Genomic DNA, 25,757 nt, shown 5'->3' with positions numbered 1-25,757 from the left:
TACGTTGAGGGCATGATCCGGTTCGATCAGGTCACCAAGCGGTACGCGGACGGCACGACGGCGGTCGACGACCTGTCCTTCGAGGTCGCCGAGGGCGAACTGGTCACGCTCGTCGGCCCGTCCGGCTGCGGCAAGACCACGACGATGATGATGGTCAACCGGCTCATCGAGCCGACGTCGGGACGCATCTACGTCGAGGGCCAGGACATCGCGACGGTCGACCCGGTCAAGCTGCGCCGCCGGATCGGTTACGTCATCCAGCAGGTCGGCCTCTTCCCGCACCGCACGATCCTCGACAACACGGCGACCGTCCCGGCGCTGATCGGCTGGAAGAAGGCGAAGGCACGGGCTCGCGCGGCGGAGCTGCTCGACCTCGTGGGCCTCGACCCGAAGACGTACGGCAGTCGCTATCCGGAGCAGCTGTCGGGCGGTCAGCGCCAGCGGGTCGGCGTGGCGCGGGCGCTCGCCGCTGATCCTCCCGTCCTGCTGATGGACGAACCGTTCGGCGCGGTCGACCCGGTGGTGCGCGAGCAGCTGCAGGACGAGTTCCTGCGGATGCAGGCGGCAGTGCGCAAGACGGTCCTGCTGGTCACGCACGACATCGAGGAGGCGGTGCGGCTCGGCGACCGGATCGCGGTGTACGGGCAGGGGCGCATCGAGCAGTTCGACACCCCGGGCGCGGTGCTCGGGACGCCCGCGACGCCGTACGTGGCGGAGTTCGTCGGCGCGGACCGTGGGCTCAAGCGGCTCTCGGTCACCGAGATCGAGGTGGACGACCTGGAACAGCCGTCGGTGGCCCGCCTCGACGAGCCGGCCGCGCAGGCGGCGGCCCGGATGCGGGACGAGGACGTGCGCTGGGCGGTGGTCCTGGACGAGCAGGGCGATCTGCACGGCTGGGTCGGCGTCGACGAGGTCGCGCTCGCCGGGCAGGACGGCCGGGTCGGCGATCTGGCCCACCGGATGAACGCGTGGGTGCCGATCGGCGCCCCGCTCAAGCAGGCGTTCGGCGTGATGCTCCAGCACGACGCGGGCTGGGTCGCGGTCCTGGACGGCTCCCGCTTCCTGGGCGTGCTGACCCCGGCGAAGCTCCACGAGGCGCTACGGCGCTCGGTCGACGCGGACGCGCAGGGCGTGGCGCGTGACGAGGTGGAGTTCGACTCGGTCGCCGACGCCTGAGCCGCGCCCCACCCAGGGAACCTCACCCTAAAGTTCAGCTTGAGGGTCTTGAGGGTCTTGAGGGTGAGGTCTCCGTCCGTTCACCGCGCGCCGGTTCATCGCCCGCAGGTTCGCGTCGTGCACGTCGCCGTCGACGGCGCGGTCCGGCCGGTACGCGGCGAGTTCCGGGGCGGGTCGCCCGGTGCCGATCTCCTGTGCGGCGAGCCGGCCGAGGACCGGGGCGAGCGTCACCGCGCTGTGCGAGACGAGGTGGTACAGGCCGGGTGCGCCCGCCGCCTCTCCCACCAGCGGCAGTCCGTCGCTCGGCACGGGGCGCACCCCGATCCGGGCGTCCTCGATGCGGGTCCGCGCCAGGCCGGGGACGACGACGCGGGCCCGCCGGTGCAGTTCCTGGGGCAGCCCGTCGACCGACCCGTTCAGCCGTGCGTCGACGTCCCAGGACAGGGCCAGTACGCCGCCGCCCCGGGTGGGCCGAAGGTCGATGCCGGGAGCGGCGACGATCGCCGTGAGCGGCCTGCCGGGCAGCGGCTCGCTCTCGGTGACGAGCCCCGGCACGCGGCGCAGCGGCAGCCGCACCCCGGCGAGGGCGGCGATGCGATCGGCGCCGGGTCCCGCGCAGTTGACGACGACGTCGGCGTCCCAGGACCGCTCCCCCGCGACGACACCGGCGATCCGGCCGCCCGCACGGACGAGGCCGGTGACGGCGGCCCCGAAGTGCGTCTCGACTCCGCCGAGGCGTACGGCGGCGTCGAGCAGGGTGCGGACCAAGCCCGGTGCGTCGAACCAGGCGGTGCTGTCGTTCACCACCACCTCGTCGGCGCGGCACGCTGCGGGGTCCACTGCGGGAGCCAGTTCCCGCAGCAGGGACGGCGGGACCAGCCGGCAGTCGTGCCCCCAGCCACGGACCCGCAACGCCTGTGCCCGCAACGCCTGTTGGGCCTCCTCCCCCTCGGCCCACTGCAGCAGCGGCGCGGGGTGCCGCCATGCGGGCCCGTCGAGCTCTTCGCCGAGGCGGCGGTGCTCGTCGGAGCCCTGCCGGTTCAGGAGGTAGTACGCGTACGGGGTCTTCAGATGGGTCACGTCCGCTGCGAACGTGGCGCCGGACGTGCCGCAGGCGGGCCGCGCCCGCTCCACGACGACGACGCGCACGCCCGCTCGCGCAAGGTGGTAGCCGACGCAGGCGCCGAGCACGCCCGCACCGACGACGACGGCGGAAGTCATACGCGCTCCTGCGGGTCAGGAGGGAGGGGTGGAGGCTGTTTCACGTTCCCATGAACCGGCCTGGCCATGCCCACCGGAGCCGCCCTACTTCAGCAGCCCCTTGTCCTCCAGGTAGGTGCGCGCCACGTCCTCGGGCAGCCGCCGCCAGCTGTCGACCTGCTCGTTCATCGAGGCCAGGTCCTCGGTGGTGAGTACGGAGTTGAGCGTGCCGAGGGCCTTGGCCACCTTGTCGCTGCCCGCCCGGGAGCGGTTCACGACCGGGACGATGTAGTCGGCGTTCTGGAGGTGCTTGTCGTCCTCGAGCAGGACGAGCCCGAAGTCGGACAGGGTGGCGTCGGTGGACGTGGTCAGCACCATCTGGTCCTGTCCGCTCTGCACGGCCTTCTTGGACTGGGTGGTGCCGACGCCCTTCGGGTCGACGCCGGTGATGTCGATGCCGTAGACCTTCTTCAACCCCGGTTCGCAGTACGGGCGTTGTACGCATTCGTCCCCGGCGGCGAGTCGCACCTTCAGGCCCGAGGCGCCGAGGTCGCTGAGCGTCTTGAGCCGGTGCTCGGTGGCGTACGACCGCGCGACGGCGAAGGCGTTCTGGTCGACGGCCCTGCCGGGGTCGAGGACCACGAGGCCGCGGGGTCGTGCGAGGTCCCGCAGTGCCTTCATGGTGGCGTCGAGGTCGGGGGAGCCGACGGGCGCCGCGTCCGCCCCGTTGGTCTTGGCGTTCAGCCAGTCGGCGAAGGTGGCCGCGTATTCGGGGACGACGTCGATCTGCCCGGATTCCAGGGCGGGTTCGTACAGCTCGCGGTTGGCGACGGACAGGATCTCGGTGCCGTAGCCGGCGTTCTTCAGGAGCAGTGCGTACATGTTGGCGAGCAGGTCGCTCTCGGTGAATCCGGCGGACCCGATGACAAGGTGCTTGCTGTCGCCGGGCGGCGCGGTCACCTCGCCCTGGTTCTCCAGGGAGGGCCCGGAGGAACATCCGGCGATCAGCAGCAGAAGCCCGAGCAGGGCGGTCAGCCTGCGTGCCGTACCCGTCATCCGACCCTCCCCCGGGCCCAGGACGGTGCGAGCCGCTCACCGATCTCGAAGAGCCCTTCGACGACGAGGGCGAAGACGGCGACGAGCACGGCGCCCGCGACGACCTGGGGCGTACTGGCGAGGTTGAACCCGGCGGTGATGATGCGGCCGAGTCCGCCGCCGCCCGCGAGTGCGGCGATGGTGGCGGTGGCGACGAGTTGCACGGCGGCGATCCGCACCCCGTTGAGGATCATCGGCAGCGCGAGCGGCGCCTCCACCTTCAGCAGCATCTGCCGCCCGGTCATGCCCATCCCCCGCGCGGCCCGGACGACTTCCCGGTCGACGCCGCGCATGCCGACGTACGCGTTGGTGAGCAGCGGCGGCACGGCGAACAGGACGAGGGCGACGACGGTGGGCCCTTCGCCGTACTGTCCGAGCGGGGTGAGGAGCAGGAGCACGAGGACGGCGAAGGTGGGCACGGCCCGTCCCACGTTGGAGATGTTGACGGCGAGCGCGCCCCCCTTGCCCAGGTGACCGAGGACCAGGGCGATGGGCAGGGCGATCAGGCAACTGATGACCAGGCACACGACGGTGAGCACCAGGTGCTGGGTGAGCCGGTGCCAGATGCCGTCGTCGCCCGACCAGTGCGCCGAGTCGGCGAGCCAGTTCCAGGCGTCGGTGAGGGTCTTCACGCGCGGCTCGCTCTCGTCCAGGGGGTGAGCAGCCGTCCCACGGCGAGCAGCACCAGATCGGCGGCGATGGCGATGACGACACAGAGCACGGAGGCGGTCAGCACCTGTGCCTTGAAGTAGGTGTTCATCCCGGCGTAGATCAGGTTCCCCAGGCCTCCGTAGCCGACGATGGCGCCGACGGTCACGAGCGACACCGCCGACACGGTGGCGATCCGGAGCCCCGCCATGGCGGCGGGCAGCGCGAGGGGCAGTTCGACGGTGAGCAGCAGCCGGACCGGCCCGTAGCCCATGCCGCGCGCGGCCTGCCGGGTCTCTTCGGGGACGGCGCGGAGCCCGGCGAGGATGTTCCGTACGAGCAGGGTGAGCGAGTACAGCACGAGCCCGGCGACGACGAGGGTCGCGGACAGGCCGTAGACGGGCAGCAGCAGCGAGAACATCGCGAGCGACGGGATCGTGTACAGCACGGTCGTCAGCGCGAGCACCGGTCCCGCGGCCCAGCCCCAGCGCCGGGCGAGGACGGCGAGCGGCACGGCGATGACGAGCGCGAGCGCGACGGCGATCAGCGTGATCTGCAGGTGCTGCACGACGGCGTCGAACAGGATGTGCCGGCGCGTGCTCAGATACTCGCCGCAGATCCAGTCGTTGCGGGCGAGGCAGTCGTCCGGCGGCGGGGTGTCGACCGCCGCGGTCACGTGGGGCACTCGTCCATTCCAGTGGCTGCTGAGGCCGGGGGCGCGCTGGGTGACCCGTACGGGCGGCGGGCGCGGGGGCCCGCACGCCGTCCGACGGGGGCGACTTCCTGCCACGGGCCTGACGGGACGGGGCCGCGCGGCTAGGTTGTCGGGCATGAGCAATCTTGATCGCGAGGCGGCCGTCTCCGTGTGCGGCGGACGGGGATTCGTCGTGGCGGAACCGGTCCGCGAACTCCTCAGCCCGCGCCGCGTCCGACTCGGCGCGTCCACGGAGGTCCGCAGGCTGCTGCCGAACCTGGGCCGCCGGATGGTGGGGGCCTGGGCGTTCGTCGACCACTACGGTCCCGACGACATCGCGGACGAGCCCGGCATGCAGGTGCCGCCGCACCCGCACATGGGCCTGCAGACGGTGAGCTGGCTGCACGAGGGCGAGGTGCTGCACCGCGATTCGACGGGCAGCCTGCAGACGGTCCGCCCGCGCGAGCTGGGCCTGATGACGTCGGGTCGCGCGATCTCGCACTCCGAGGAGAGCCCCAAGTCGCACGCCCGCTTCCTGCACGGGGCGCAGCTCTGGGTGGCCCTGCCCGACGCCCACCGCCACACCGAGCCGCACTTCCAGCACCACGCGGACCTGCCGACGGTGACGGCCCCCGGCCTGACCGCCACGGTCGTCCTCGGCACGCTCGACGGGGCGACGTCACCCGGCACGACGTACTCGCCCCTGGTCGGCGCGGACCTGACCCTGGCCCGCGGCGCCGACGTCCGCGTGCCCCTGGACCCGGACTTCGAGTACGCGGTCCTGTCCATGTCGGGCGAGACCCACGTGGACGGCGTCCCGGTCCTGCCCGGCTCGATGCTCTACCTGGGCTGCGGCCGCACGGAACTTCCGGTGCGGGCGGATTCGGACGCGGGCCTGATGCTCCTGGGGGGTGAGCCGTTCGAGGAGGAGCTGGTCATGTGGTGGAACTTCATCGGGCGGTCGCAGGACGACATCACGCAGGCCCGGGAGGACTGGATGACCGGGTCGAGGTTCGGTGAGGTGAAGGGATACGACGGCGACCCGCTGGCCGCGCCCGAGCTGCCGCCCGTGCCGCTGAAACCGCGGGGCCGGGTGCGCTGATCTGTTCATTTGTGACAGCGATCGAATGACGACCGCATAGGGAACGCCGCTGTCGTCCGACCTTCGGTCCTCACTGGAGCACATGCTCGCAGGACGCGACGATGGTGGGCGCCCAGAGGTGATCCACCTCGGTCCCCTGGCGGATCTGGGATTCGCCGGCGTGCAGGATCGCCTTGAACGTCAACCCGATGGCCCACGGCAGGCCGGTGCGCTCGCTGCCATCCGGCGCGTACGTCGGTCCGGCCGATCCGCGGACCGACGGTGCGGGCCACGCCTGCGTGGAGTACGCCCGCCGATGAAGTCTGATCAAGCAGTTCCCGTCGATCGGGATGCTCTACGTGATCGAGGGACGTTCCTGTGGATTCCACGTGCCTGATCGCGGCTTCGTGGGGAACACGGCGGGCAGCGGTGCTGCCACAGGGACCACCCGTGGGACGCCCTTCCTCGGCAGGAGAAGTCAGATGCTGGCATTCGTAGCGGCCGTGCTGTTCGTCATCGCCTTCGTCATCCACGCAACCAAGACGTCGACCGAGGTGGTCTTCGACCCGACGAGTCTCATGCTCGTCGGGCTGGCCTTCCTCGCCGTGCACTCCGCCGGCGTGGGTTCCGGGTGGTCACCCCGCAGCCGCGGGCATCGGCGCTGAGCACGCTCGCCCATGCTCCGACACCGGACCTCTGCACCGTCGCCGTGAGCGCATCGACTGCTCCCGGCCCTCGCTGGTCTCTGTCGTGTCCTCCTCCGGCGAGTGAACGTCATTGACGGAGACGGCCACTTCGACACTTTCGTGATGCCCGCGTCCAACTCCACTGCGTCCTTGGGGTCCACGGCCTTCCGGACGCAGGCGGCCACCGGTCGCCGCATGTCGCGCCGGCCTCCACGTTCCTTGTGGCGCACGGGACGTGCGCACGCGGAACCTCCGATACCCGGTCGGCGTTCAGCCCTGGAGAATGGGCGGCTTCCGGCCGTCTTCTGGGGCGGGATGGGGGCTACCCTGAGGTACAGACGTCCTGGACCCCGGCGGACCTGTCGCTGATCGACACAGATGGTCGCGGGGAGCGGACCCCTTCATCCGGTCGCCCGGCCCATCCCCAGGAGGAACTGAGCGGCTCCCCCGTCCTCGTGGACGGATGCCCGGACCGCCCGTTCGTCTTCCTCTGCCGAACGTATGCCTATGCCGGCAGCGACCGGACAGGAGCCGAAGTCCGGCTCCTGCCGGTGGTTGCGCCCGGCAGGTCACTGGAACCGAGGCGCCATGCCCCTACCGCAGTTGAACCTCTACCGGCACGACAGGAAGACCCGAACTCTGATCACCCTGGCCGGTGAGATCGATCTGGAGACGGTGCCACTGGTGCGTGCGGCGCTCGAACGGTGCCTCCGGGACGGCACGCGCACCATCGACGTCGATCTCACCCCTGTCACCTTCTGCGACTGCACCGGGCTCAGCGTCTTCATCGAGGCGTACCTGCACTCCAGCGCGGCTGGGGGGACCCTGCGACTCCACTACCCGCCTCCCCTGCTGACCCGGATGATCGGCCTGACAGGATGCGGCTTCCTCCTCACGGGACTGCCTGCGGTTCCGTCGCCGGCGCCCCTCCAGGCACTGCCGCGGCTCGAACCTGCCGTCCCGGGCGGTGCGCTGTGACGGCCTGGCCCCGGCGGGGGCACTCGCGGAAGCCCACCTGCGACGAGTCGTCCGATCTCGGCGCGGCGCGGCTGCGTCGGGTGAACCGCTGGCTGGTGGCACCCGTCGCGCTCAGAGCGTCACGTCATCGACGCGGCCCGCGCGTTCACAGACGACGCCATCGCGCGGAGGCGAAGGAGAAGGCGCCGAACAGGATCAGCCCGATCGCGACGGCGACCAGCAGCCCCGGGCCGGCGGGGGTGTGCGTGAAGCTGCGGAGCGTGGCGTCCACTCCCTTGGCCTCGTTCGCGTCGAAGCGGACGGCCGCGACCAGGATGAAGACGCCGGCCGCGGCGAACACTATGCCGCGCGCCACGCCCCCGCCCACACCGAGACCGGTGACGACCTGCCGGGTGCGCCGGCTCATCGCGCCCAGGTCCAGCTGCCGCAGGAACTTGCGCAGGGCCGCCCGTGTCGCGAGCACCGCACCGATGCCGATCAGGAGGCAACCCCCGGCCCCCACCAGGACTTGGCCGTACGACAGCTTCAGCACGGTCGCCGTCCAGTCCTTGGACTTCGCGTTACCACTGGAACCCTGACCACCACCGGCGGCGAACACGGCAGTTCCCCAACAGACGAAGCCGTAGAAGATCGCCCGGCCGCCGTCGAGGAGTCGTGAACCGGCCTTCCGTTTCGGGCCCCTGCTGAGGACCGCACGAGATGCCCGCCACAGCGCCATGCAGCCGAAGCCGGCGACCAGTGCCCACAGCATCACCTTTCCGAAGGGCTGCGCCGCTACCTGGTCCAGGGCACCCTGACGGTCCGCCGACTGCCCGCCGCTGCCGAGGGCCATCTGGATGGCCAGGGCGCCGATGAGGACGTACACGACGCCCCGTGCCACGAACCCCGCCCGCCCCGCAGCGTTCAGCGTCTCCTTCTCTGCGGACCGGCCCGCGGAACTCCCCGCGCCCCGGCCCCGGCTCCGGCTCCGCGCATGAGACGACGTCACAAGGCCTCCCCACAGCATGGGCGCGCGATGCGCGTCCTGGCCCCCGATTGCCCCCGTGCGGACGTCCGATGCGCCGTGCGGGCAGCAGTCTGTTCACCTCCGGCGGGGGTACTCGGCCGGCATGCGAACCCGTGAACCGCGTCTCGGCGAAAAGGCAGTGCAGCCCGCAGGCCAGGGCCTGCCGAAACTGGCCGCTTCGGCCGCGAAAGGCCTGACCGGTCACCGCAGCACGCGCCGGGCCGCCCTGCGCGGCACCGGCTCGCTCGCCCTGGCCTCCGCCGTCATCCATGTCGCCACCAAGCTGCTCGACAGCCGTCGGCCGCTGCGGCACCCGCCGAACGCAGTGCCGTCGTCCCGGCGGACCTCCGGCACCGCCGCCTTCGTGACGGCCGCCACCTTGGAGTCTCCGCGACTGGCGATCCTCCTGCTCCCCGTCGCGGCAGGCGTCGCCGCCGCCCGCGTACGCTCAGGCGCGCACGCCCCCGGCCGCGTTCTGGTCGATGTCACGCTCGGCGTGGGGATCGCGGCGGCCACGTGCCGCTGGTGGCCTCTGCGCCGCGACGAGCCTGCGGCAGGCGCCCGGCCCGGCCTCCCGGTTCCTGCCCTGCCCTGCGGCGAGGGGCTGGTCGTGGTCGTCAACAGCGATGCGGGCGGCGGGGTCCCGGCCGACGCCGAGCTGTGTACTCTCCTGCCGAAGGCGGACGTGCGACTCTGCGGAGCGGGTGAGGACCTGCACACCGTGCTCCGGCAGGCCACCGCGTACGTATCCGCGCACGGCGGCGCGCTGGGCGTGGTCGGGGGCGACGGCACCGTCAACGCGGCGGCCGTACTGGCCGCCGACAACCGCCTGCCTCTCGCCGTGTTTCCCGGCGGCACCCTCAACCACTTCGCCGCCGACCTCGGACTGCCAACCCTGAAGGACACCGCCGAAGCCGTCGAGGCGGGCCGCGGCGGAGCCGTCGGCCTCGGCCGGATCACCGGCGACGGCACCAGCACCTACTTCCTCAACACCTTCAGCATCGGCGTCTACCCCGAACTCGTCCGGGCCCGCGAAGCCCGGGAGGCGTCCCTCGGCAAGTGGCCAGCCCTCGCCATCGGAATGCTCCGGGTCCTCGCTGACGGCAGCCCCATCGACGTCACCGTCGACGGGCAACCCCGGCGGCTGTGGCTGCTCTTCGCCGGCAACAGCCGCTACGACCCGCCAGGCTTCGCCCCCTCCTACCGCCCCACCCTCGACGACGGCCTCCTCGACCTCCGCCTCGTCGACGGAAAGCACCCCTTCGCCCGCACCCGTCTCGTCACGGCCTTCCTCACCGGCACTCTCGCCCGCTCCCGCGTCTACCAGGAGACCACCGCGGTCCGACTGCGCATCGACGGCGTGGGAAGGGCCGGTGACTACACCCGCGACGGCGAAGTGAGCCCCGCCTGCGACACCCTGGTCCTCGACAAGAGGGTTCGCGCACTCACCATGTACCTCCCTCCGGCACGGTGATCTCACCCCGCTGACGGACCGACACCGCCGTGCCGGTCCCGGGACTATGCTGCGGTGCAGACGCCCCGGACCCCGGCAGCGCATTGCCAGTCGGCCACGATGCCCGTCCCGCACGTCCACCCGGTCTCCTGAACCGAGGCGCCCCATGCGAACTCCCCGGCACCCCCGTGAACCCGACAGCTCCAGGCCGGCCGCCATGGATTCGGTACGCCTGCGCCGCCTGAACCGCTGGCAGGCAGAAGGCCTGCGGGAAGACCTGGCGGATCTGTACGTCGAGTCCACTCCCGCTCCGCCCGGCGAGGACTTCCCTGCACGAGAGGCGTTCCTGCGCCGCCTGGCGAACGAGGTGCAACTGCCGGGATTCGACATGCTCGTCGCCGAAGCAGAGACACTGACCGGGTGCGCGTACGGAGTCCCAGTGGCGCGCGACGGTTCCTGGTGGGAGGGGTTCGACGGCGCCCTCCCACAGAACCTCGAGCAACTCACCGCGTCCGGGCACGTCTTCGCGATCACGGAAACCGTCGTCCACCCGCACCAGCACGCACACGGACTCGCCCGCCGGCTGCAGGAGCGTCTGCTCGCCGACCATCAGGCATCCCTCGGCGTCACCCTGGCCGATCGGTCCGACCACTCCGTCCGCGCCGCCCTCACGGCCTGGGGCTGGCAGGAGATCGGGCAGGTCCACCGACAGCCGCCCGGCCCAACAACCCTGCGGGTACTGGTACTTCCCCTCGGTGAACGCACCTCGGAGCACCCCGACGGACTCGCGCACAACGACCGGACCCAGCGGCCCGAATAGCCGACCGCGCCGCCGGACGCGGAGCGTGTGGAGGCGTGGAGGAGCGTGTGGAACTGTCGCCGGAACAGGAGGCGCGGCGGATCGCGGCGGTGCGCCGGTACGACATCCTGGACACCCCGCCGGACGGGGCGTTCGACCGGATCGCCGCCCTGGCCGCCCGCCTCTTCGACGTCCCGGTGGCGACCGTGACGATCGTGGACACCGACCGCGTGTGGTTCAAGGCCGCCTACGGCCTGACCGGGGTCACCCAGATCGGCCGGGATCCGGGGCTCTCCACCTCGGCGATCCTCACCGAGGGGCCCTTCGTCGTCCCCGACACCCTCCAGGACCCCCTCGCGCGCGCCCATATTCTGGTGACCGGCCGGACGCGGGCGCGCTTCTACGCCGCCGCCCCCATCACCACCCGTGACGGGCACCGCCTCGGCACCGTCGACGTCATGGACACCGAGCCGCGCCGCATCACCTCGGAGCAGGCCGGTGCCCTGGCGGACCTGGCGGCGCTGGTGATGGACGAGTTGGAGCTCCGCCTCGCCTCGTTGCGCATGCTGCGGGTGGAGCGGGAACTGGTGGAGATCGAGCACGCCGCGCGGCAGCGCGCCGAGCGGGACCGGGCGGAGATCGCCGCCTACGCCTCCACCCTGCAGCGCACCCTGCTCCCTCCGGCCCTGCCCGAAGTCCCGGGCCTGGAAGCGGCCTGCCACTACACCACCGCCTCGGTCAGCGACGTCGGCGGTGACTTCTACGACGTCTTTCCCCTCGGCGACGGCCGGTGGTCGTTCTTCCTCGGCGACGTCAGCGGCCGGGGCGCACCGGCCGCCGCACTCACCTCACTGATCCGCTACACCCTGCGTTCCACCGCCCTGCTGCAGCCGGACCCGCAGGCCGTGCTGCGGGCCCTGAACTCCGCCCTCCTGTCGGAATCGCCCGACGGCAGCCGGTTCTGCACACTGGTCCTCGGCACCCTCACCCCCGCCCCCGTCGGGGGTTTCACCATCACCTTGACCGGCGGCGGCCACCTCCCCGCCTACCACCTGCACCCGGCCCGGCGCGACGGGCCCTCCCGCACTCCCGCCCGCGCCGAGCCGGTGGTCCTGCCCGGCGGGATGCTCGTCGGCGCCCTGCACCAGGCGGACTTCACGTCCCGCACCGTCCAACTCCTGCCCGGCCAGGCCCTCTTCCTCTACAGCGACGGACTCATCGAGGCACGCACCTCCCGGGGCGCACGGTTCGGCGAGAGCGGACTGACCGCTCATCTGGCCCACCACGCCGCCACCAACCGCGCCCTCGGCGCCGCCGCGATCATCCACGACCTGACCGCGCTCCTCGGCTCCTTCCCCACGGGGCCCGCCGACGACGTCGCGCTCCTCGCCCTGAGTGCCGCATCCACGAGGCCCGCCGCAGCGACCTCCGGCGCGTCGGGCACCGCCCACACCAGCCTGCCGTTCCCCGCCTCCCACAGCACGTGACCAGGATGGCAACCGTGGACCTGCCGTGTTTGCGATCCGCACCGCGGGCTACCCGAGAGGCGCGTCCCGACGTCGACCGGGACGAAGGCACCGGAGAGTTGAGGACACAGCTCCCGGTGCCGCTCGCGCCGAGCGAGCGGTCACTACCGGCTGTGGAGGCACTTCAGCGCGCGGCGCAGCTCGCGGCGCAGCTGCGCGGGGAGCCGCTCGTTCTGCGTCGTGGCGACCAGGGCCGCGGCCACGTCCCGCACTTTGATGTTGCAGTGCTGCGACACGTCGACCAGCACACCCCATGCCTTCTCGCTGGAACAGGGCGCCAGGGCCATGATCATGCCGCGCGCCTGGTCGATCACCGCGCGGCTCGACAGTGCCTTGCCCAACTGCTCGTTCTCCAGGCGCAGTTCGCGGATCTCGGTAATGAGAGCCGCATCCGTTGCCGCAACCTTCAACAGCCGCTGTCCACCGCAGGACGTGGCCGATTGATGCATGGGTGCCTACCTCATGACGCAGCGACGAGAGCCGCAGCCCGTGCCCCAGGGGGCCACATGCGGCTAGCGGCGGGCGAGTTGTCGCTCCACGCCCATGCCGGACCCGTAGGGCAGCCCGCCTCGCACGGTGGCCACGGCCGGTTCATCGGTGGTGGTGTCCACATGGACCGCTTCGAGGGCACCGATCTTGTGTGCCGCGGTGTCGACGACCGCGCGGTCGCGCCACTCCCGGACATCGGCCGAGTGAATCACGATGTCTCCCTCCCTGAAGGCCTGTCCGGTCGGCGCACGGTCATCCGTCGGTCGCCCGCGTGAAACTGCCGCAGAGCGCGGCGCAGGGCTCGGTGCAACCGTAGGGGTAGCGGCACGTTCACCGTGGTGGCGACCAGGGCCGCGGCGACCTCTCGCAGCTTGAGATCGGACTGCCTCGCAACGTCCACCAGCAGGCTCCTGGCCGCTGCGCGACGGCAGGGGGTCAGCGCCATCACCATGCCGCACGCCTGGTCGACGACCGCCCGGCCGGCCATCGTCCGGCGCAGCTGATCGATCTCGGCGCGCAGGGCCGCGACGTCCTGCCCCGGGGGCGTGCTCCCCCAGGCAGCCTCCGCCGTCAGGTTCCACCGCTCCTCTTGGACCATGGTCGTCCGCTGCATGACAGGTGCCTCTCGCCGCGTTCCTCGTTTCCCGTCTGGCGGCGCCATCCGGTGGGTCATGACAGGCACATCCCGGCTCACCTGTGGCGTTCGTCGTCCCGGCGATCCTGGCGCAGCCACCGACCTCGGTTCTGACGCCGGTAGCGGCGGTCCCAGCGGTCCTCACGATCCCGGCCGTCCCGGTACTCCCCGTAGTCCTCGTACCGGGAATTGCTTCGACGTCCCCAACTCCCGGTACCGCCCCGGCCGTAGTGGACGAGCCCGAAGATCAGCACGGCCGCGGCCACCCACCACAGAGCGTTGAGGAAGCCGAGCCCGAACATGACCACGAGGAGAACGAGCGGCAGGACCAGCACGGCGGGCCTCCCGGGAACGGAACGAGTCATCGCTGCCGGGGACCGGGGCCTCATTCAACAGCGTAGTCCTGCTCGCGGGTTGCGGATACAGCATGACGTCGCCCGTATCCTGCCCGGTACCCGCTGATGGCCCACTGCGCCTGACGGAGGGCGTTCGCCATGGCGCACAAGGTACTTGTCGCCTACCCAACGAGTCCGACGTCGTCGATGTGCAGGCCTGCCAGGCCGTGATCCCCGGCAGCCCCCTCTACGAGGGGCGCTGGCTCGAGGAAGCGCACCGGTTCCTCAAGGATCACGGTGCGGCCCTGCACATACGGCCGCTGTGGCTGTTCAGCAGCGCGCGCTCATCCGGCTCAACGCGCGAGAGCACATCACCTTTGGTGGCTGCCTGCGGGACGACGCCAGGGGCTGGAGGCCGGTCGCATCGCCACCACACTGCTCGACAACACCCCGGGCCCGTCGGAGGCCTACGCCACAGGCCGGTCGACACCACCCCTCAGGCCGTCGGCGTGCCCGCTCGCGGTCCTTCTCACCTGCGCCGGTCCGGCCGCTGCCAGGAGGCGAGGAGGATCTCGTCGGCCACGTGCTCCGCCCACTGCTCGATCGCCGGGAAGTCCCGGAAGTCGCCGCCCTTGCCGGACCGCACCAGCATGCGGGCGCCCCGGCTCTGCGCGTTCTCCTTGAGGCAACCGCCGAAGGTGACGTGCTCACGGGCGTGCAGCTGGTCGGCGATCCGGCGCACGCTCGGAGTCGGCGGGATGTCGCCCCGCGACGCCGAGTCGTCGAGCGGTCCGCTGCTGAACAACCACAGCGGGCGCTCGGACAGGGCTCGGCGATGGCGTCGGACGAAGCGCCGCACGTACCGGTGCCAGTGTCCGGCGTACAACCCGCTGCCCAGGACCACCGCGTCATAGGGTTCCACGCTCGCCACGAATCGGGCCAGGCGCGGTTCGGCCCGCAGCCCGGCCTTGTTCAGGACGTCGGCGATGGCGCCGGCGATCTGCGGCGTCGAGCCGTTCGCCGTGCCGTAGGTGACCAGAACGCGTTCGATGTGCTCGTGCATGCGGATCAACTCCCTTCGCAGCCACGACTGTCAGCTGTCGGTGACCAGCGCCGTGAGATCCAGCAGCCGCTGGGTGTAGCCCCACTCGTTGTCGTACCAGCCGAAGACCTTGGCCAGCGTGCCGTGAGCCAAGGTGAGGCCCGGGTCGAAGACGCAGGAGGCAGGGTTGCCGATGACGTCGCGGGAGACGATGGGCGCCGGGGCGATGTCGATGATGCCCTTGAGCGCGCCCCGGGCCGCCGTCGCGAACGCGGTGTTGATCTCCTCTGCGGTGACGTCGCCGCCGAGCACCACGGCGAGGTCGGTGAGGGAACCGTCCTCGACCGGGACCCGTACGGCGATCCCGTCGAGGACTCCGTCCAGTTGCGGCACGACCAGGCCGACCGCGCGGGCGGCGCCGGTGCTCGTCGGGATGATGCTCAGGGCCGCCGAGCGGGCCCGGCGCAGGTCCTTGTGCGGGCCGTCGAGCAGGGCTTGATCGTTGGTGTAGCCGTGGATGGTGGTCATCACTCCGCGGTCGATGCCGAAGTTCTCGTGGAGGACCTTGACCATGGGGGCCACGCAGTTGGTGGTGCAGCTGGCGGCCGAGATGATGCGGTGGTGGTCGCGGTCGTACGTGTCGTCGTTGACGCCCATGACGATCGTGGCGTCCACGTCCTTGCCCGGGGCGGACAGCACTACGGTGCCGGCTCCGGCCTTCAGGTGCAGGGCAGCCGCGTCGCGGGTGCGGAAGCGGCCTGTGGACTCGATGACGACGTCCACGCCGAGCTCTCCCCAGCGCAGGGCGGCGGGGTCGTGTTCGGCGCTGACGGCCATCTCGCGGCTGTCCACGATGAGCGTGGTGTCGGTGTGGCCGACGTCGCGGCGCAGCGGCCCGAACGTGGAGTCGTAGGACAGCAGATGAGCCAGGGTGGCGGGTGAGGTGATGTCGTTGATCGCGACGACCTCGAGGTCGAGGTCGGATTCCTCGACGCGTTCCAGCGCGGCGCGCAGATAGGTGCGGCCGATGCGGCCGAAGCCGTTGATCCCGACGCGGACGGTCATGTCGGTGGGCTCCTTCGTGGGTGTACGCGGGTGTGTCAGGGCCTCTGTCGCACCACGGATCGGCGGCCTTCGACCGGAGCTCCCCGGCCGAAGGCGTCCTGTGCCGTGGGGTGGTCAGCGCAGCCAGGCGTGGTCACGGACGACGGGCAACTTCGCCCACAGCCGGCCGAGTCCGAACGCCTCGCCGGCCGCCGCGGCCGCGAGCACGATCAGGGCAACGGCGTAGATCACGTGGTAGTCGGCGAACGGGTTCGTCGACATGCTCGGCGAACCGTCGGACAGGTGCTTGGCGGGCGGCCACTCGGCCAGCCACATCAGCGCCATCATCGCGGTGCCCGCCACCGCGGCCAACCGCAGCGCCACACCGCTCATCACGGCAAGCCCGACGCCCAGCAGACCGAGCATGAACAGCCAGTCCGCCCAGGGGTCCCCGGCCCAGGAATGGAACGTCGACTCCATCGGCCCGGCAGCGACATTGCTGAGGAAGCCCTTGGTCGGCGATCCGCCGTCGATCCAGCCCTTCCCCGAAGGAGTCGCGTAACCGAACCCGAAAGTCTTGTCGAGGAACGCCCACAGGAAGACGAAGCCGGTGAGCACACGCAGGGTTCCGAACGCATAGGCCTGCGCGCTGTAGGTGTCGGTCCGCACCGACACATCGGTGTCACGGGCGGGGGTCGTGTGCCTGTGGAACACGGGCATCCTGAAGCCTCCGCGGCGGTGGGAATGATCGTGCACGGCCATGACACTCGTCCTTTCGGAAACGAGCAGGGTTGTCGTGACACCACTGACTCTCGCGTCCGGGGCATGCGGACGCCGGGTGCCGAAGGTCCGTCCTGCAACGGAGAACAGCCCCTGCTGAAGGGCCGATTGGTCCCCCGTGCCACACGGGTTCGGCCCCGGAGCTCGCACGGCGGGCCGCACTCATGCGTATCGCCGAAGTGCGGCCGACGCACGGGGCCGCGTTGCTCGTCGTTGCTCGGCGCCCCGACGATTACGGCCGCCGCGCTCTCGGCGCGCCCAAAGCGCCCGCTCGACAGGGGCCGGTCAGCCTCGGCCGCAGGGGCCGAGGAGGTCGCCGAAGGGGGACGGACGCACGGCGGGTACGGCCTTCCGGGCTCATGTGCGGGGCCCGGCCGTGCAGTTGGCTGGACTCGAAGGGAAATGAAGCTGCCGCGAGGAGGCGAACGAGATGATGACGCCGCGTACGTTTCTTCCCGCCGAGTTCTGGTGGACGTCCGGTCAGCTGCTGATCGTCTCGCTGGTCGTGATCTACGCACTGATCTGCCTGGCCGATGTTCTCCACCGGCACCTGCAGATTCACCGCCGTCGCCACCCGCACGACACGTCGGCGCCCGAAAGCGACGGCACTGAGCTGACGCGCGGACCACGGCCCCTGGCAGGACACCACGTGTGACCCGCGTTTCACGCCTTCCGGAGGCGACCACCATGCTGAAACCGATCGTTGTCGGTCTGGACGGCTCTCGCGAGAGCCTGGCCGCAGCGGACTGGGGCGCGCGCACCGCCCTGCGCCGTGGCCTGCCACTGCGGCTCGTCCAGGCCTGGGAGACGGCTTCGACGCCAGGCTTCGCCGAGGTCCGGCCATCCGGCCTTGCCGCACCGCAGTACTGGGCCCGTCGCCCGCTGCGCCATGCGCTGGATCACATCACGGAGCGCTATCCGCACGTGTACGTCAGTGCGGAACAGCTGCACCAACCGCCCCGTCCGGCCCTGCTCTCCGAGGCTGAGAACGCCGAACTGCTGGTCCTCGGCAATCGAGGGCTCGGCAGTGTCTCCAGTCTGTTCTCCGGCTCCGTCGCATTGGCCGTCGTGGCCCATGCGCCCCTTCCGGTCGTCCTGGTGCGAGCAGGCTTCACCGCCTGTGACGAGCACCGGCGTGACGAGAATTCCCAGCCGTCCACGCATACGCCCTGTCGAGACGTCCTCGTGGCTGTCGATGCGGAGAAGCCCAGCGACGGGTTGCTGGCCTTCGCCTTCGACGAAGCCGCACAGCGCTCCGCGACCTTGCGGGCCGTGTACATCTGGCATCTGCCGTACGGCACGTCGGGACTCGCTGTCGCCGATGTGTACGACGTCGCCCAGGAGTCGGCCCAGTGCGCACTCGACGCGCGGCTTCGCCCTTGGCAGGACAAGTACCCGACCGTGACGGTCCGGTCCGCGGCCATCCACGCCCGTACCGCCCACGAGATCGTCCACGCTGCTCAAGGAGCCGGTCTGCTCGTGGTGGGTCGCAGGCCTCGGTGGGCGGGCGTCGGTCCACACACCGGACCAGTGACCCACACGGTCGTCCACCACGTCGCCTGCCCGGTTGCCGTGGTCCCGCACGACTGACCGTCGCGCCCCGGAGGTCGGCCGGGAGTGAGCGACGCTGCTTCCGGTCCGTGGGCGACGGATTCCGTGCAGGGGTACGAAAGCCCGCTCCACGAACCGGCGTTGACGGTGATGCTGCCTGTTTCGTGCGGTCGAATGCACGTAGCCTGAACCGAGCTGTCCGTGGGCGCCGTCTGGGAGCGCAGGCGGTGCCGCAGGCCGTGCGGCACGGGGGAGGTGGCCGTGGCGGAATCCGGCGTGACGGTTGCGCTGATCAGCTGCGGGAGCAGTTTCCTCACTGCGTTCTTGGTCCTGCTGGGCGACCGCTACGTGGTGCGCACTCAGAGACAGACGAGCGTGGACACGGCGAACATTGCGGCTACCGCGACCAGGGACAGTTCGGAGAGGAACGCCCAGGCCGTCCTGGCCAGTAATGCGTGGCAGTCCCGCAAGACGGAAACGGAGGAATATCGCTCACGGATCTCCGATCTGCGAGGGTTCCAGGAGAAGCTCTATGCCGTCCGGGATCAACTCGATCCGGTGACTCGGGGCACATTGCCCACGACTTGGCCGACCACCGCCCGTCAGATTCCGTCCCGTGCCCCTGCCTGGATTTCCACGGCGAACAGCACATCCACTCAGGTCATGATCAACAGCATGCGCCGTGAGGCATCACAGATCGATTCCGAAGTGCCCTCAGAAATTGCTCGCACCGATGGTGCGATATCTGACCAACTGCAGGATCTCGCAACGAGGTTGACCACCGGAATCGACCACATGACCGCACTGGCCGACGGCGGGATCGATGCGCTGGAAGGCTGGATCGGCTCCATCGTGCGTCCAGGTGAGTAGCCGAGCCCCCGAACGGTGGACGGGCCTCGTACGAAGCTCCCGCAGCGAGCACATTGCTCAGCGGACGGCGGAGACCTCGTCAGGTTCCGTAGCGGCTGAATCCGCCGGTCCGCCATACCTGGCCGTCGGGGAGGACGGCGAGCGCTTCATAGTCCTCCAGTCCTTCCAGCCAGGCCCGTGCGCCCTCACCTCTGGCGAAAGCAGCGGTGGCGTACGCGTCGGTCGTCGTCAGCTCCGGCCCGATGACCGTGAGAGAGGCGAAAGCGGCCGCGGGTGTCCCCGTGTACGGGTCGACGATGTGGGCCCCGCGCTCGGCGACGCCCGAGGTGGCGACGGCCAGGTCGTGGTCGGCGGTGACGACGGTGACGAGTTCGCCTGGGAGCAGCGGGTGCGCGATGCCGAGGCGCCAGGGGACGCCCGGGGCCGCCTTTCCGCGAAGACGGAGGTCGCCGCCCCCGTTGACGCAGGTGTGGTGTGCACCGGCGCCGTGGAGCAGTCGGGAGGCGGCTTCGGTGGCCCAGCCCTTGACCAGGCCGGAGGGGTCGAGAACGCCGGCCGGGGCGATGTCGAACCAGCCCTCCGTGACGTCGGTGGCGTGCGCGCACAGGGACAGCACTTCGTGTACTTCGGGCGGGCAGGCGTCGAGGCGGATGTCGCCACGGTCCAGGCGGCTGATGTGGCTGTCGGGCCGGTAGGTGGAGAACACGGCGTCGACGTCGTGGAGTTGCCGCACTGCCTCGGCGAGGGCGCTGCGGATGGCGGGGGTGGGCTTGTCGCGGATGTCGAAGGAGAAGACGGTTCCCATGACGTGTTCGACGTGCCGCAGTCCTTGCGCGGTGTCAGCCACGGGCCTGGTCCAGGGCGCTCTGCAGGGACTGGATGTAGCCCTGGCTGGTGTAGCTGGCGCCGGATACGGCGTCGATGTGCGCGCTCTGGGCGCCGAGCGCCTCCTGGGTGAGCCGGGGTACGGCGTAGGAGGCGATCTGCTGGTCGCGACCATTCTGGTCGGGGGCCTTGAGCACCTTGACCGCGGTGATCCTTCCTTTGACGAGGGTGGCGGCGACCTGGACGGTCCCGTACTGGGTCTCCACGGGATCGCCGGTGAACGTGCCTGTCGCGCGCGGGGTGCCCGATGCGGTGCTGGAGGGACCGTGCGGTGACGAGGAGGGTGCGGACGATCCGGGGCCCGCTCCTTCGATGCTGGGCAGATGATGCGGTTTGAGGGCGAGCAGCGTCACGATGACGCCGCTGATCCCGGTGGTCGCGAGGACGGCTCGGCGCATGGCGGTTCTCCTCAGAACGCGAACGACTCGTGGTGGATGCGCCGCGCCGGGACTCCGGCCTCCCGCAGGGCGCGGGTCGCGGCCTGGGCCATGCCGGGTGGGCCGCAGAGGTACACGTCGTGCGCGGCCACGTCCGGTACGAGGCTGCGCAGGCCCTGTGCGGTAAGTGGCGAGGAGTACCTGGCCGGTTCGTCGACGACGTAGTGCACCGTGGCCCGTCGGTGGGCGGCTATCGCGTCGATCTCGGCGCGCAGGGCGAGGTCTTCGACGCGGCGGACGCGGTAGACGAGTGTCACCGGTCCCGGAAGCGTCTCGAAGAGCGTCCTCAGGGGGGTGATGCCGACGCCGCCCGCCAGGAGCAGCACCTTGTGCTCGGTGCGGCGGTGCGCGGTGAAGCCGCCGTAGGGGCCCTCGGCCCACACCCGGGTGCCGGGAGCGAGGTGGGCCAGCGCGGCGCTGTGTCCCCCGGCGGTCTTCACCGTGATGCGCAGGTACCGGGGGTGTGCGGGGGCGGAGAGGGAGTACGGGTTCGCGGTCCACCACAGCCCTCGGGTGAGGAACCGCCAGCGCAGGAACTGCCCCGGCTCGCCCCCGAGTTCGTCCAGATGCTCGCCGGCGAGGTGGACGGAGACCACGCCCGGTGCCTCTGGGTGGACCGCGGCGACCCGCAGGCGGTGGCGCAGTCCGCGCCGGACGGGAACGGCGAACCGGTACCAGGCCAGCAGCGCGGCCACGGCCAGGAAGAGGACGTACCAGGCGGCCTGGGCGGTGCGGTTGCCGACGAAGTCCGCTCCGTTGGAGAGCTGGTGGCCGAAGGCGAGGAAGACGGCGAGATAGGTGGCGAAGTGCAGGTAGTGCCATGTCTCGTAGCTCATCCTGCGACGGGCCGCGCGGGCCGAGAGAACGCCGGTGGCCAGGAAGAGCAGGAAGCCGGCCGTGCCCTTGAGGAGATCGGGGTAGTGCAGGACGAGCGTGGCCGTCTGGTCGACCGCGTTCGTGTGGGTGCTCAGCGAGTAGCCCCAGATGATGAGCAGCGTGTGGGCGAGGGCCAGGCCGACGGTGCAGCGGCCGCCGAAGGCGTGCCAGCGGGCGAGCCGGTCGGTGCCGATCGTATGGTCGAGGACCGGGACGCGGGCCATCAGGGCGAGCAGGACCGCGCAGGCGTATCCGGCCAGGAGCCCCGTGATGCGCCCCGCGCCGGTGAGCCAGCCCGCCGGGCCCGTCACCGAGGTGGTGTCGCTCCACCACAGCGCGAGCACCCCGGCCGCTCCGGTCCACATCACCAGCTGGGCGAGGAGGGGCACGGCGCTGCGGCGCAGGCGCCGACGGTGCGTCCCGTGGCCCGCGTACGTGGTGGTGAACGTGGTGGTCATGTGGCCCCCGGTAGGAGTCTGCTGCGGCGGTGGGCGGCCAGCCTCACACCGCTGCCTCTGTGTACCTTCTGAAACCACGTCTGCGGACCGCTCTCAGCGCCGGTTCAGAGGAAACTCACAGGAGCGGCCCGCACCGCGGCGACCTGCGCTGAGGGATGCTGAAGGAACCATGGATGAACTGCCCGACGCCTCGCTTCTGCACCGCCCGGACGGAGAGCCGGTCCGGGTGCTCGTCGTCGACGACGAACCCGACGTCACCGATGTCCTCACCGCGGTCCTGACGGGCGAGGGCTGGCAGGTTCGTACGGCGTCGGACGGTGCCGGCGCACTCAAGGCCGCGCGGGACTTCCGGCCCGACGCGGTGGTGCTGGACTGGATGCTGCCCGACCTCGACGGCCTGACGGTCCTGCGCTCGCTCAGGCGCGAGGACGCCCGTGTGTGCGTGCTGTTCCTCACGGCGCGTGACGCCGTCGAGGACCGCATCGCCGGGATCACGGCCGGCGGCGACGACTACGTCACCAAGCCCTACAGCCTGGAAGAGGTGCTGGCCCGGCTGCGCGGGCTGCTGAGGCGGGCCGGCCTGACCGCGGGGCCGGGTCCGGACTGGCTCACCGTCGGTGACCTTGCCATGGATGAGGAGGCGCGGGAGGTCAGGCGCGGCGGAGCCGTCGTCGACCTGTCGCGGACGGAGTTCGAGCTTCTGCGGTTCCTGATGCGCAATCCGCGCAGGGTGCTCTCCAAGGACCAGATCCTCGATCGCGTCTGGGCCTACGACTTCGGCGGAAAGGCCCACATCGTCGAGCTCTACATCAGCTATCTGCGCAAGAAGATCGACGCCGGCCGGTCCCCGATGATCCACACCGTGCGCGGCGTCGGCTACGTCCTCAAGCCGGACTCCCCGTGAGGCGCATGCCGCCGCGTACGCTGCGCGGTCAGCTCACCGCCGGGCTCGTCGTCCTGCTCGCGCTCGCCTGTGTCGCGGTCGGCGTCACCACCGCGCTCGCCCTGCGGGGCTTCCTCATGGGACGTCTCGACGAACAACTCAGCGCGTCCGGCGGCAGGTTCGCCGCCAGCCTCGAGCACGAGGCCAGGCCCGACTCCGACAATCGCCCCGACACCCGGGGCCAGGCCGAGTCGACCTTCGGAGCCCGCCTTCTGGCAGGCACCGTCACCCAGGCGGCCGTCGTCGACGACGCCGCCGACCGTGCCCTCACGCTCACGACTGCGGACCGCCGCACATTGGCGCAGGTCCCCGCCGACGGCAACGGGCACACCCTGCACCTGTCCGAGCTGGGGCCGTACCGTGTCACGGCCGTGCACGGCGACGACGGGGACATCCTCGTCACCGGCCTGCCGCTGCACCCGGTGGAGGAGACCGTGCACCGCCTCGAAGCAGTCGAGGCGGTGCTGTTCGGCGCCGCCCTCGCGGCCACCGGTATCGCGGGGGCTTTGTGGGTACGGCTTTCCCTGCGTCCTCTTCAGAAGGTCACGGCGAGGGCGGTGGAGGTGGCCGGACTTCCACTCGCCAGCGGTGAGATCGCCATGCCCGGCCCTCTGCCCGACGCCGACCCGCGTACCGAGGTCGGCCAGGTCGGCGGTGCCCTCAACCACATGCTCGGCCACGTCGAGGACGCTCTCACCCGTCGCCAGGCCAGCGAGGAGAGGCTCCGTCACTTCGCCGCCGACGCCAGCCACGAACTGCGCACCCCCGTCGCCAACATCCGCGGCCACGCCGAACTGGCCCTGCGGCACAAGGGCCCCGTCCCCGGCGAGGTGCGCCATGCCCTGGAGCGCATCGGCAGCGAGTCGCAGCGCATGACCCGCCTCGTGGACGACCTGCTCCTGCTCGCGCGCCTCGACGCGGGGCGCGCCCTCGAACACGAGCCGGTGGATCTGACCCTGCTGGTGCTGAACGCGACGGACGACGCCCGCGCCGCCGGCCCCGACCACCAGTGGTTCCTCGACCTGCCCGAACAGCCGGTCACCGTCACCGGCGACGCCCACCGGCTGCAGCAGGCCATCGGCAACCTCCTCGCCAACGCCCGCACGCACACCCCTCCCGGCACCGAGGTGACCATCGCCCTCGCCGCCGCCGCGACCGGCGTCTCGGTGATCGTGAGCGACAACGGGCCGGGAATCCCCCCGGAACTGCTGTCGGAGGTCTTCGTCCGCTTCGTCCGCGCCGACCACGCGCGCTCCCGCGACACGGGAAGCACGGGGCTCGGGCTCGCCATCGTCAAAGGTGTCGTCACCGCGCACGGCGGCACCGTCGAGGTCACCAGCAGCCCCGGGCGGACCGCCTTCCGCTTCACGCTTCCCGGCTGAATCCGCCCGCACCGTGCAGTGCGGCGTGCCGCGAGAGGGGACGTTCGGCCCCTGCCCGGTACCGGCTGTGGAGGGATTCCCTGAGAAGGCCGAGCGGGGGTACTGGAAGGGCGTTCACCATGGCGAACAAGGTGCTTGTCGCCTATGCGACGAAGAACTGGTCCACAGCGGAGATCGCGCGCACCATCACTCAGGTCCTGAACAAGAACGGCGTCGAAGCCGAGATGCTGCTGGTCACCGACGTGGTCGATGTGCAGTCCTATCAGGCCGTGATCCTCGGCAGCCCCCTCTACGAGGGGCGCTGGCTCAAGGAAGCGCACCGGTTCCTCAAGCATCACGGTGCGGCCCTGCGCATACGGCCGCTGTGGCTGTTCAGCAGCGGTCCCCTCGACGACTCGGCGGACAACGGGAGCGTCCCGCCCGTTTCTGGCGTGCAGCGCGCGCTCATCCGGCTCAACGCGCGAGAGCACATCACCTTTGGTGGCTGCCTGCGGGACGACGCCAGGGGCTGGGTCGCTCAGACGCTCATCAGTTCCGGACGGCGCGGGGACTTCCGGAACTTCACACAGATCTCCGACTGGGCCGGTCGCATCGCCACCACACTGCTCGACAACACCCCGGGCCCGTCGGAGGCCTACGCCACAGGCCGGTCGACACCACCCCTCAGGCCGCCCACGGTGCGGCGGCGGTTGCATCACCTGCTGCACCGCCGGCCGTCGGCGGTGGTGAAGGAGCGGTCGTGACCTGGTGCCCCGTGGCCTCAATCGTGCGGGACGACCACGACGGGGCACGTCACGTGGTGGATCGCCGCGTGCGTCACGGGTCCCAGGTGGGAGCCCGTCGCAGCACGTCGTATCCGCCGGCCCACGACCAACAGACCTGATCCGCCGGCGGCCTTGGTCACCTCGTGTGGTGCCCGCCCCTGCGCCAGGGTCTCGTGGACGAAGACGCCGGGGAACTTCTCCCGCCAAGGCTGAAGCGCGGCGGCCAGCTCGCTCTGCGCCGCCGCCCAGGTGGCCGCCCGCTCCCCCGCGCCGGAGCGGGCCGGGCCCAGCGGATGCCGCCAGGCGTGCACGACCCGCAGTGGAGCGTGCCTGAACTCCGCTGCGCGGAAGGCGAATTCGAGGATGCTGCCGGACGGCCGCGCCAGGTCGACGGCGACCGCGACATCGCGCGGTGGAGCGCTGGGCGACGCCTTTCCGTCGCCCTGAGGCAGGTGTTCGTCCGCACCGGTGTACCCGGCCCGGACGAGAACGACCGGCCGCGGTGCGTGCGCCGCTGTCGCCATGGCCACGGAGCCCGCGAGCACTCCGCTGACGCCGCCGAGGCCCTGACTGCCCAGCACGAGGAGCTCGGCGTTCTCCGCCTCGGCCAACAGGGCGGGGCCCGGTGGCAGCCGCACCTGTTCGCAAGCCGCGTACAACTTCGGGTAGCGGACGCCGAGTTGCTCCACCGTGGTGCGCAGGACTCGGCGCGCCCAGTACTGCGGCACCTTCAGTTCGGGCAGAGGCTCCTCCGCGTCATCGGCGGGCAGTCCTTCCCAGGCGTGCACGATCCGCAGCGGCAGGTCTCGCCGGAGGGCTTCGCGCGCGGCCCAGTCGGCCGCGGCGGAGCTCTCGCGCGATCCGTCCACACCTACGACCATCGGCCTCAACATGCCGGTCGCCTCCTTCGGTTGGCCAGCGGTGG

Annotated in this window: 29 protein-coding genes and 1 pseudogene; 13 read left to right on the top strand and 17 right to left on the bottom strand. The window is 71.0% G+C overall.

Translation table 11 applies throughout. The features are described from left to right. Positions 1-12: 12 nt before the first annotated feature. Complete coding sequence (locus ACIBUY_RS25670) at positions 13-1,176, top strand: betaine/proline/choline family ABC transporter ATP-binding protein (RefSeq protein WP_365575739.1); 1,164 nt, start codon at positions 13-15, stop codon at positions 1,174-1,176. 27 nt (positions 1,177-1,203) lie between these two features. Here ACIBUY_RS25670 and ACIBUY_RS25665 read toward each other — a convergent pair whose 3' ends face one another. From ACIBUY_RS25665 to ACIBUY_RS25650, 4 genes are all read right to left on the bottom strand, one after another. After that, complete coding sequence (locus ACIBUY_RS25665; RefSeq protein WP_399153834.1) at positions 1,204-2,397, bottom strand: NAD(P)/FAD-dependent oxidoreductase; 1,194 nt, start codon at positions 2,395-2,397, stop codon at positions 1,204-1,206. An 84-nt stretch (positions 2,398-2,481) separates the two neighbouring features. Then, on the bottom strand, positions 2,482-3,432 hold the full coding sequence (locus ACIBUY_RS25660; RefSeq protein WP_399153833.1) for an ABC transporter substrate-binding protein: 951 nt from the start codon (positions 3,430-3,432) through the stop codon (positions 2,482-2,484). After that, positions 3,429-4,103 carry an ABC transporter permease subunit gene (locus ACIBUY_RS25655; RefSeq protein WP_365575745.1) on the bottom strand — a complete coding sequence of 225 codons (675 nt, stop codon included), beginning with the start codon at positions 4,101-4,103 and terminating at the stop codon, positions 3,429-3,431. The genes ACIBUY_RS25660 and ACIBUY_RS25655 overlap by 4 nt, the downstream gene beginning before the upstream one ends. Continuing rightward, a complete protein-coding gene (locus ACIBUY_RS25650; protein WP_399153832.1) occupies positions 4,100-4,804 on the bottom strand; it encodes an ABC transporter permease in 705 nt (234 codons plus the stop codon). The genes ACIBUY_RS25655 and ACIBUY_RS25650 overlap by 4 nt, the downstream gene beginning before the upstream one ends. Positions 4,805-4,949: 145 nt before the next feature. Here ACIBUY_RS25650 and ACIBUY_RS25645 point away from each other — a divergent pair, with 145 nt between their 5' ends. Then, positions 4,950-5,915, top strand: a complete 966-nt coding sequence (locus ACIBUY_RS25645; protein WP_399153831.1) for a pirin family protein — start codon at positions 4,950-4,952, stop codon at positions 5,913-5,915. Between the two features lie 70 nt (positions 5,916-5,985). On the opposite strand, the gene ACIBUY_RS25640 is transcribed toward ACIBUY_RS25645, so the two are convergent. Continuing rightward, positions 5,986-6,225 carry a hypothetical protein gene (locus ACIBUY_RS25640; RefSeq protein WP_399153830.1) on the bottom strand — a complete coding sequence of 80 codons (240 nt, stop codon included), beginning with the start codon at positions 6,223-6,225 and terminating at the stop codon, positions 5,986-5,988. Positions 6,226-6,376: 151 nt separating this feature from the next. Here ACIBUY_RS25640 and ACIBUY_RS25635 point away from each other — a divergent pair, with 151 nt between their 5' ends. Together ACIBUY_RS25635 and ACIBUY_RS25630 are read left to right on the top strand one after the other, a co-directional pair. Next, the gene (locus tag ACIBUY_RS25635; protein ID WP_365575751.1) at positions 6,377-6,559 is read left to right on the top strand and encodes a hypothetical protein; all 183 of its coding nucleotides are present in this window, start codon (positions 6,377-6,379) and stop codon (positions 6,557-6,559) included. Between the two features lie 609 nt (positions 6,560-7,168). Further along, on the top strand, positions 7,169-7,558 hold the full coding sequence (locus ACIBUY_RS25630) for an STAS domain-containing protein (RefSeq protein WP_365575753.1): 390 nt from the start codon (positions 7,169-7,171) through the stop codon (positions 7,556-7,558). A gap of 145 nt (positions 7,559-7,703) precedes the next feature. On the opposite strand, the gene ACIBUY_RS25625 is transcribed toward ACIBUY_RS25630, so the two are convergent. Beyond that, the gene (locus ACIBUY_RS25625; RefSeq protein ID WP_399153829.1) at positions 7,704-8,564 is read right to left on the bottom strand and encodes a DUF1206 domain-containing protein; all 861 of its coding nucleotides are present in this window, start codon (positions 8,562-8,564) and stop codon (positions 7,704-7,706) included. Between the two features lie 103 nt (positions 8,565-8,667). On the opposite strand from ACIBUY_RS25625, the gene ACIBUY_RS25620 reads away from it, so the two are divergent. From ACIBUY_RS25620 to ACIBUY_RS25610, 3 genes are all read left to right on the top strand, one after another. Continuing rightward, complete coding sequence (locus ACIBUY_RS25620) at positions 8,668-10,038, top strand: diacylglycerol/lipid kinase family protein (RefSeq protein ID WP_399153828.1); 1,371 nt, start codon at positions 8,668-8,670, stop codon at positions 10,036-10,038. Positions 10,039-10,234: 196 nt separating this feature from the next. Further along, positions 10,235-10,837: a hypothetical protein gene (locus tag ACIBUY_RS25615; protein ID WP_399153827.1), complete on the top strand. Its 603-nt coding sequence runs from the start codon at positions 10,235-10,237 to the stop codon at positions 10,835-10,837. A 35-nt stretch (positions 10,838-10,872) separates the two neighbouring features. Next, positions 10,873-12,303 (top strand): PP2C family protein-serine/threonine phosphatase, encoded by a 1,431-nt coding sequence (locus ACIBUY_RS25610; protein ID WP_399153826.1) that lies wholly within the window; start codon positions 10,873-10,875, stop codon positions 12,301-12,303. A gap of 143 nt (positions 12,304-12,446) precedes the next feature. On the opposite strand, the gene ACIBUY_RS25605 is transcribed toward ACIBUY_RS25610, so the two are convergent. The 7 genes and pseudogenes from ACIBUY_RS25605 to ACIBUY_RS25575 form a co-directional block, all read right to left on the bottom strand. Then, the gene (locus tag ACIBUY_RS25605; protein ID WP_365575763.1) at positions 12,447-12,791 is read right to left on the bottom strand and encodes an ANTAR domain-containing protein; all 345 of its coding nucleotides are present in this window, start codon (positions 12,789-12,791) and stop codon (positions 12,447-12,449) included. A gap of 108 nt (positions 12,792-12,899) precedes the next feature. Further along, positions 12,900-13,043 (bottom strand): annotated as a pseudogene (locus ACIBUY_RS25600) (PRC-barrel domain containing protein); the annotation flags it as partial. Then, a complete protein-coding gene (locus ACIBUY_RS25595) occupies positions 13,040-13,444 on the bottom strand; it encodes an ANTAR domain-containing protein (RefSeq protein ID WP_365575765.1) in 405 nt (134 codons plus the stop codon). The gene ACIBUY_RS25595 and the pseudogene ACIBUY_RS25600, both read right to left, overlap by 4 nt. Positions 13,445-13,521: 77 nt before the next feature. Then, positions 13,522-13,800, bottom strand: coding sequence for a hypothetical protein (locus ACIBUY_RS25590; RefSeq protein ID WP_365575767.1), 279 nt, complete (start codon positions 13,798-13,800; stop codon positions 13,522-13,524). Positions 13,801-14,329: 529 nt separating this feature from the next. Continuing rightward, positions 14,330-14,863, bottom strand: a complete 534-nt coding sequence (locus ACIBUY_RS25585) for a flavodoxin domain-containing protein (protein WP_399153825.1) — start codon at positions 14,861-14,863, stop codon at positions 14,330-14,332. A 30-nt stretch (positions 14,864-14,893) separates the two neighbouring features. Further along, a complete protein-coding gene (gene gap / locus ACIBUY_RS25580; protein ID WP_365580915.1) occupies positions 14,894-15,907 on the bottom strand; it encodes a type I glyceraldehyde-3-phosphate dehydrogenase in 1,014 nt (337 codons plus the stop codon). A gap of 114 nt (positions 15,908-16,021) precedes the next feature. After that, the gene (locus tag ACIBUY_RS25575) at positions 16,022-16,648 is read right to left on the bottom strand and encodes a hypothetical protein (RefSeq protein ID WP_399153824.1); all 627 of its coding nucleotides are present in this window, start codon (positions 16,646-16,648) and stop codon (positions 16,022-16,024) included. 448 nt (positions 16,649-17,096) lie between these two features. Here ACIBUY_RS25575 and ACIBUY_RS25570 point away from each other — a divergent pair, with 448 nt between their 5' ends. The 3 genes from ACIBUY_RS25570 (at position 17,097) to ACIBUY_RS25560 (ending at position 19,087) form a co-directional block, all read left to right on the top strand. Beyond that, the gene (locus ACIBUY_RS25570; RefSeq protein ID WP_365578506.1) at positions 17,097-17,321 is read left to right on the top strand and encodes a hypothetical protein; all 225 of its coding nucleotides are present in this window, start codon (positions 17,097-17,099) and stop codon (positions 17,319-17,321) included. 32 nt (positions 17,322-17,353) lie between these two features. Further along, positions 17,354-18,256 carry a universal stress protein gene (locus ACIBUY_RS25565; RefSeq protein ID WP_399153823.1) on the top strand — a complete coding sequence of 301 codons (903 nt, stop codon included), beginning with the start codon at positions 17,354-17,356 and terminating at the stop codon, positions 18,254-18,256. Between the two features lie 222 nt (positions 18,257-18,478). Beyond that, a complete protein-coding gene (locus ACIBUY_RS25560; protein ID WP_365578510.1) occupies positions 18,479-19,087 on the top strand; it encodes a hypothetical protein in 609 nt (202 codons plus the stop codon). 79 nt (positions 19,088-19,166) lie between these two features. Here the strand turns inward: ACIBUY_RS25560 and ACIBUY_RS25555 are convergent, their stop codons facing one another. From ACIBUY_RS25555 to ACIBUY_RS25545, 3 genes are read right to left on the bottom strand one after another with little or no spacing between them, the layout of a single operon-like run. Further along, positions 19,167-19,934, bottom strand: coding sequence for an FAD:protein FMN transferase (locus ACIBUY_RS25555; RefSeq protein ID WP_365578512.1), 768 nt, complete (start codon positions 19,932-19,934; stop codon positions 19,167-19,169). Next, a complete protein-coding gene (locus ACIBUY_RS25550; protein WP_365578514.1) occupies positions 19,927-20,370 on the bottom strand; it encodes an FMN-binding protein in 444 nt (147 codons plus the stop codon). The genes ACIBUY_RS25555 and ACIBUY_RS25550 overlap by 8 nt, the downstream gene beginning before the upstream one ends. An 11-nt stretch (positions 20,371-20,381) precedes the next feature. Continuing rightward, positions 20,382-21,743: a ferric reductase-like transmembrane domain-containing protein gene (locus tag ACIBUY_RS25545; RefSeq protein ID WP_399153822.1), complete on the bottom strand. Its 1,362-nt coding sequence runs from the start codon at positions 21,741-21,743 to the stop codon at positions 20,382-20,384. 169 nt (positions 21,744-21,912) lie between these two features. Here ACIBUY_RS25545 and ACIBUY_RS25540 point away from each other — a divergent pair, with 169 nt between their 5' ends. The 3 genes from ACIBUY_RS25540 (at position 21,913) to ACIBUY_RS25530 (ending at position 24,811) form a co-directional block, all read left to right on the top strand. Then, complete coding sequence (locus ACIBUY_RS25540; RefSeq protein WP_365578517.1) at positions 21,913-22,647, top strand: response regulator transcription factor; 735 nt, start codon at positions 21,913-21,915, stop codon at positions 22,645-22,647. Then, positions 22,644-24,068 (top strand): sensor histidine kinase, encoded by a 1,425-nt coding sequence (locus ACIBUY_RS25535; protein WP_399153821.1) that lies wholly within the window; start codon positions 22,644-22,646, stop codon positions 24,066-24,068. The genes ACIBUY_RS25540 and ACIBUY_RS25535 overlap by 4 nt, the downstream gene beginning before the upstream one ends. A gap of 119 nt (positions 24,069-24,187) precedes the next feature. After that, positions 24,188-24,811, top strand: a complete 624-nt coding sequence (locus ACIBUY_RS25530; RefSeq protein ID WP_365578521.1) for a flavodoxin domain-containing protein — start codon at positions 24,188-24,190, stop codon at positions 24,809-24,811. A gap of 17 nt (positions 24,812-24,828) precedes the next feature. Here ACIBUY_RS25530 and ACIBUY_RS25525 read toward each other — a convergent pair whose 3' ends face one another. Then, entirely contained in the window at positions 24,829-25,725 is an 897-nt protein-coding gene (locus ACIBUY_RS25525; RefSeq protein WP_399153820.1) for a universal stress protein, read from the bottom strand. Between the last annotated feature and the right edge of the window lie 32 nt (positions 25,726-25,757).

Origin of the sequence: Streptomyces sp. NPDC050085, assembly GCF_044460595.1 — a bacterium.
Classification (GTDB): domain Bacteria; phylum Actinomycetota; class Actinomycetes; order Streptomycetales; family Streptomycetaceae; genus Streptomyces.
This window is presented reverse-complemented; position numbering and strand designations above follow the sequence as displayed.

Bases quoted from the DNA above. Each gene is read 5' to 3' on its own strand.
- ACIBUY_RS25670 (WP_365575739.1), top strand. From the start codon at position 13: ATGATCCGGTTCGATCAGGTCACCAAGCGGTACGCGGACGGCACGACG.
- ACIBUY_RS25665 (WP_399153834.1), bottom strand. From the start codon at position 2,397: ATGACTTCCGCCGTCGTCGTCGGTGCGGGCGTGCTCGGCGCCTGCGTC.
- ACIBUY_RS25660 (WP_399153833.1), bottom strand. From the start codon at position 3,432: ATGACGGGTACGGCACGCAGGCTGACCGCCCTGCTCGGGCTTCTGCTG.
- ACIBUY_RS25645 (WP_399153831.1), top strand. From the start codon at position 4,950: ATGAGCAATCTTGATCGCGAGGCGGCCGTCTCCGTGTGCGGCGGACGG.
- ACIBUY_RS25635 (WP_365575751.1), top strand. From the start codon at position 6,377: ATGCTGGCATTCGTAGCGGCCGTGCTGTTCGTCATCGCCTTCGTCATC.
- ACIBUY_RS25630 (WP_365575753.1), top strand. From the start codon at position 7,169: ATGCCCCTACCGCAGTTGAACCTCTACCGGCACGACAGGAAGACCCGA.
- ACIBUY_RS25625 (WP_399153829.1), bottom strand. From the start codon at position 8,564: ATGCTGTGGGGAGGCCTTGTGACGTCGTCTCATGCGCGGAGCCGGAGC.
- ACIBUY_RS25620 (WP_399153828.1), top strand. From the start codon at position 8,668: ATGCGAACCCGTGAACCGCGTCTCGGCGAAAAGGCAGTGCAGCCCGCA.
- ACIBUY_RS25615 (WP_399153827.1), top strand. From the start codon at position 10,235: ATGGATTCGGTACGCCTGCGCCGCCTGAACCGCTGGCAGGCAGAAGGC.
- ACIBUY_RS25605 (WP_365575763.1), bottom strand. From the start codon at position 12,791: ATGCATCAATCGGCCACGTCCTGCGGTGGACAGCGGCTGTTGAAGGTT.
- ACIBUY_RS25595 (WP_365575765.1), bottom strand. From the start codon at position 13,444: ATGCAGCGGACGACCATGGTCCAAGAGGAGCGGTGGAACCTGACGGCG.
- ACIBUY_RS25585 (WP_399153825.1), bottom strand. From the start codon at position 14,863: ATGCACGAGCACATCGAACGCGTTCTGGTCACCTACGGCACGGCGAAC.
- gap (WP_365580915.1), bottom strand. From the start codon at position 15,907: ATGACCGTCCGCGTCGGGATCAACGGCTTCGGCCGCATCGGCCGCACC.
- ACIBUY_RS25575 (WP_399153824.1), bottom strand. From the start codon at position 16,648: ATGGCCGTGCACGATCATTCCCACCGCCGCGGAGGCTTCAGGATGCCC.
- ACIBUY_RS25570 (WP_365578506.1), top strand. From the start codon at position 17,097: ATGATGACGCCGCGTACGTTTCTTCCCGCCGAGTTCTGGTGGACGTCC.
- ACIBUY_RS25565 (WP_399153823.1), top strand. From the start codon at position 17,354: ATGCTGAAACCGATCGTTGTCGGTCTGGACGGCTCTCGCGAGAGCCTG.
- ACIBUY_RS25550 (WP_365578514.1), bottom strand. From the start codon at position 20,370: ATGCGCCGAGCCGTCCTCGCGACCACCGGGATCAGCGGCGTCATCGTG.
- ACIBUY_RS25545 (WP_399153822.1), bottom strand. From the start codon at position 21,743: ATGACCACCACGTTCACCACCACGTACGCGGGCCACGGGACGCACCGT.
- ACIBUY_RS25540 (WP_365578517.1), top strand. From the start codon at position 21,913: ATGGATGAACTGCCCGACGCCTCGCTTCTGCACCGCCCGGACGGAGAG.
- ACIBUY_RS25530 (WP_365578521.1), top strand. From the start codon at position 24,188: ATGGCGAACAAGGTGCTTGTCGCCTATGCGACGAAGAACTGGTCCACA.
- ACIBUY_RS25525 (WP_399153820.1), bottom strand. From the start codon at position 25,725: ATGTTGAGGCCGATGGTCGTAGGTGTGGACGGATCGCGCGAGAGCTCC.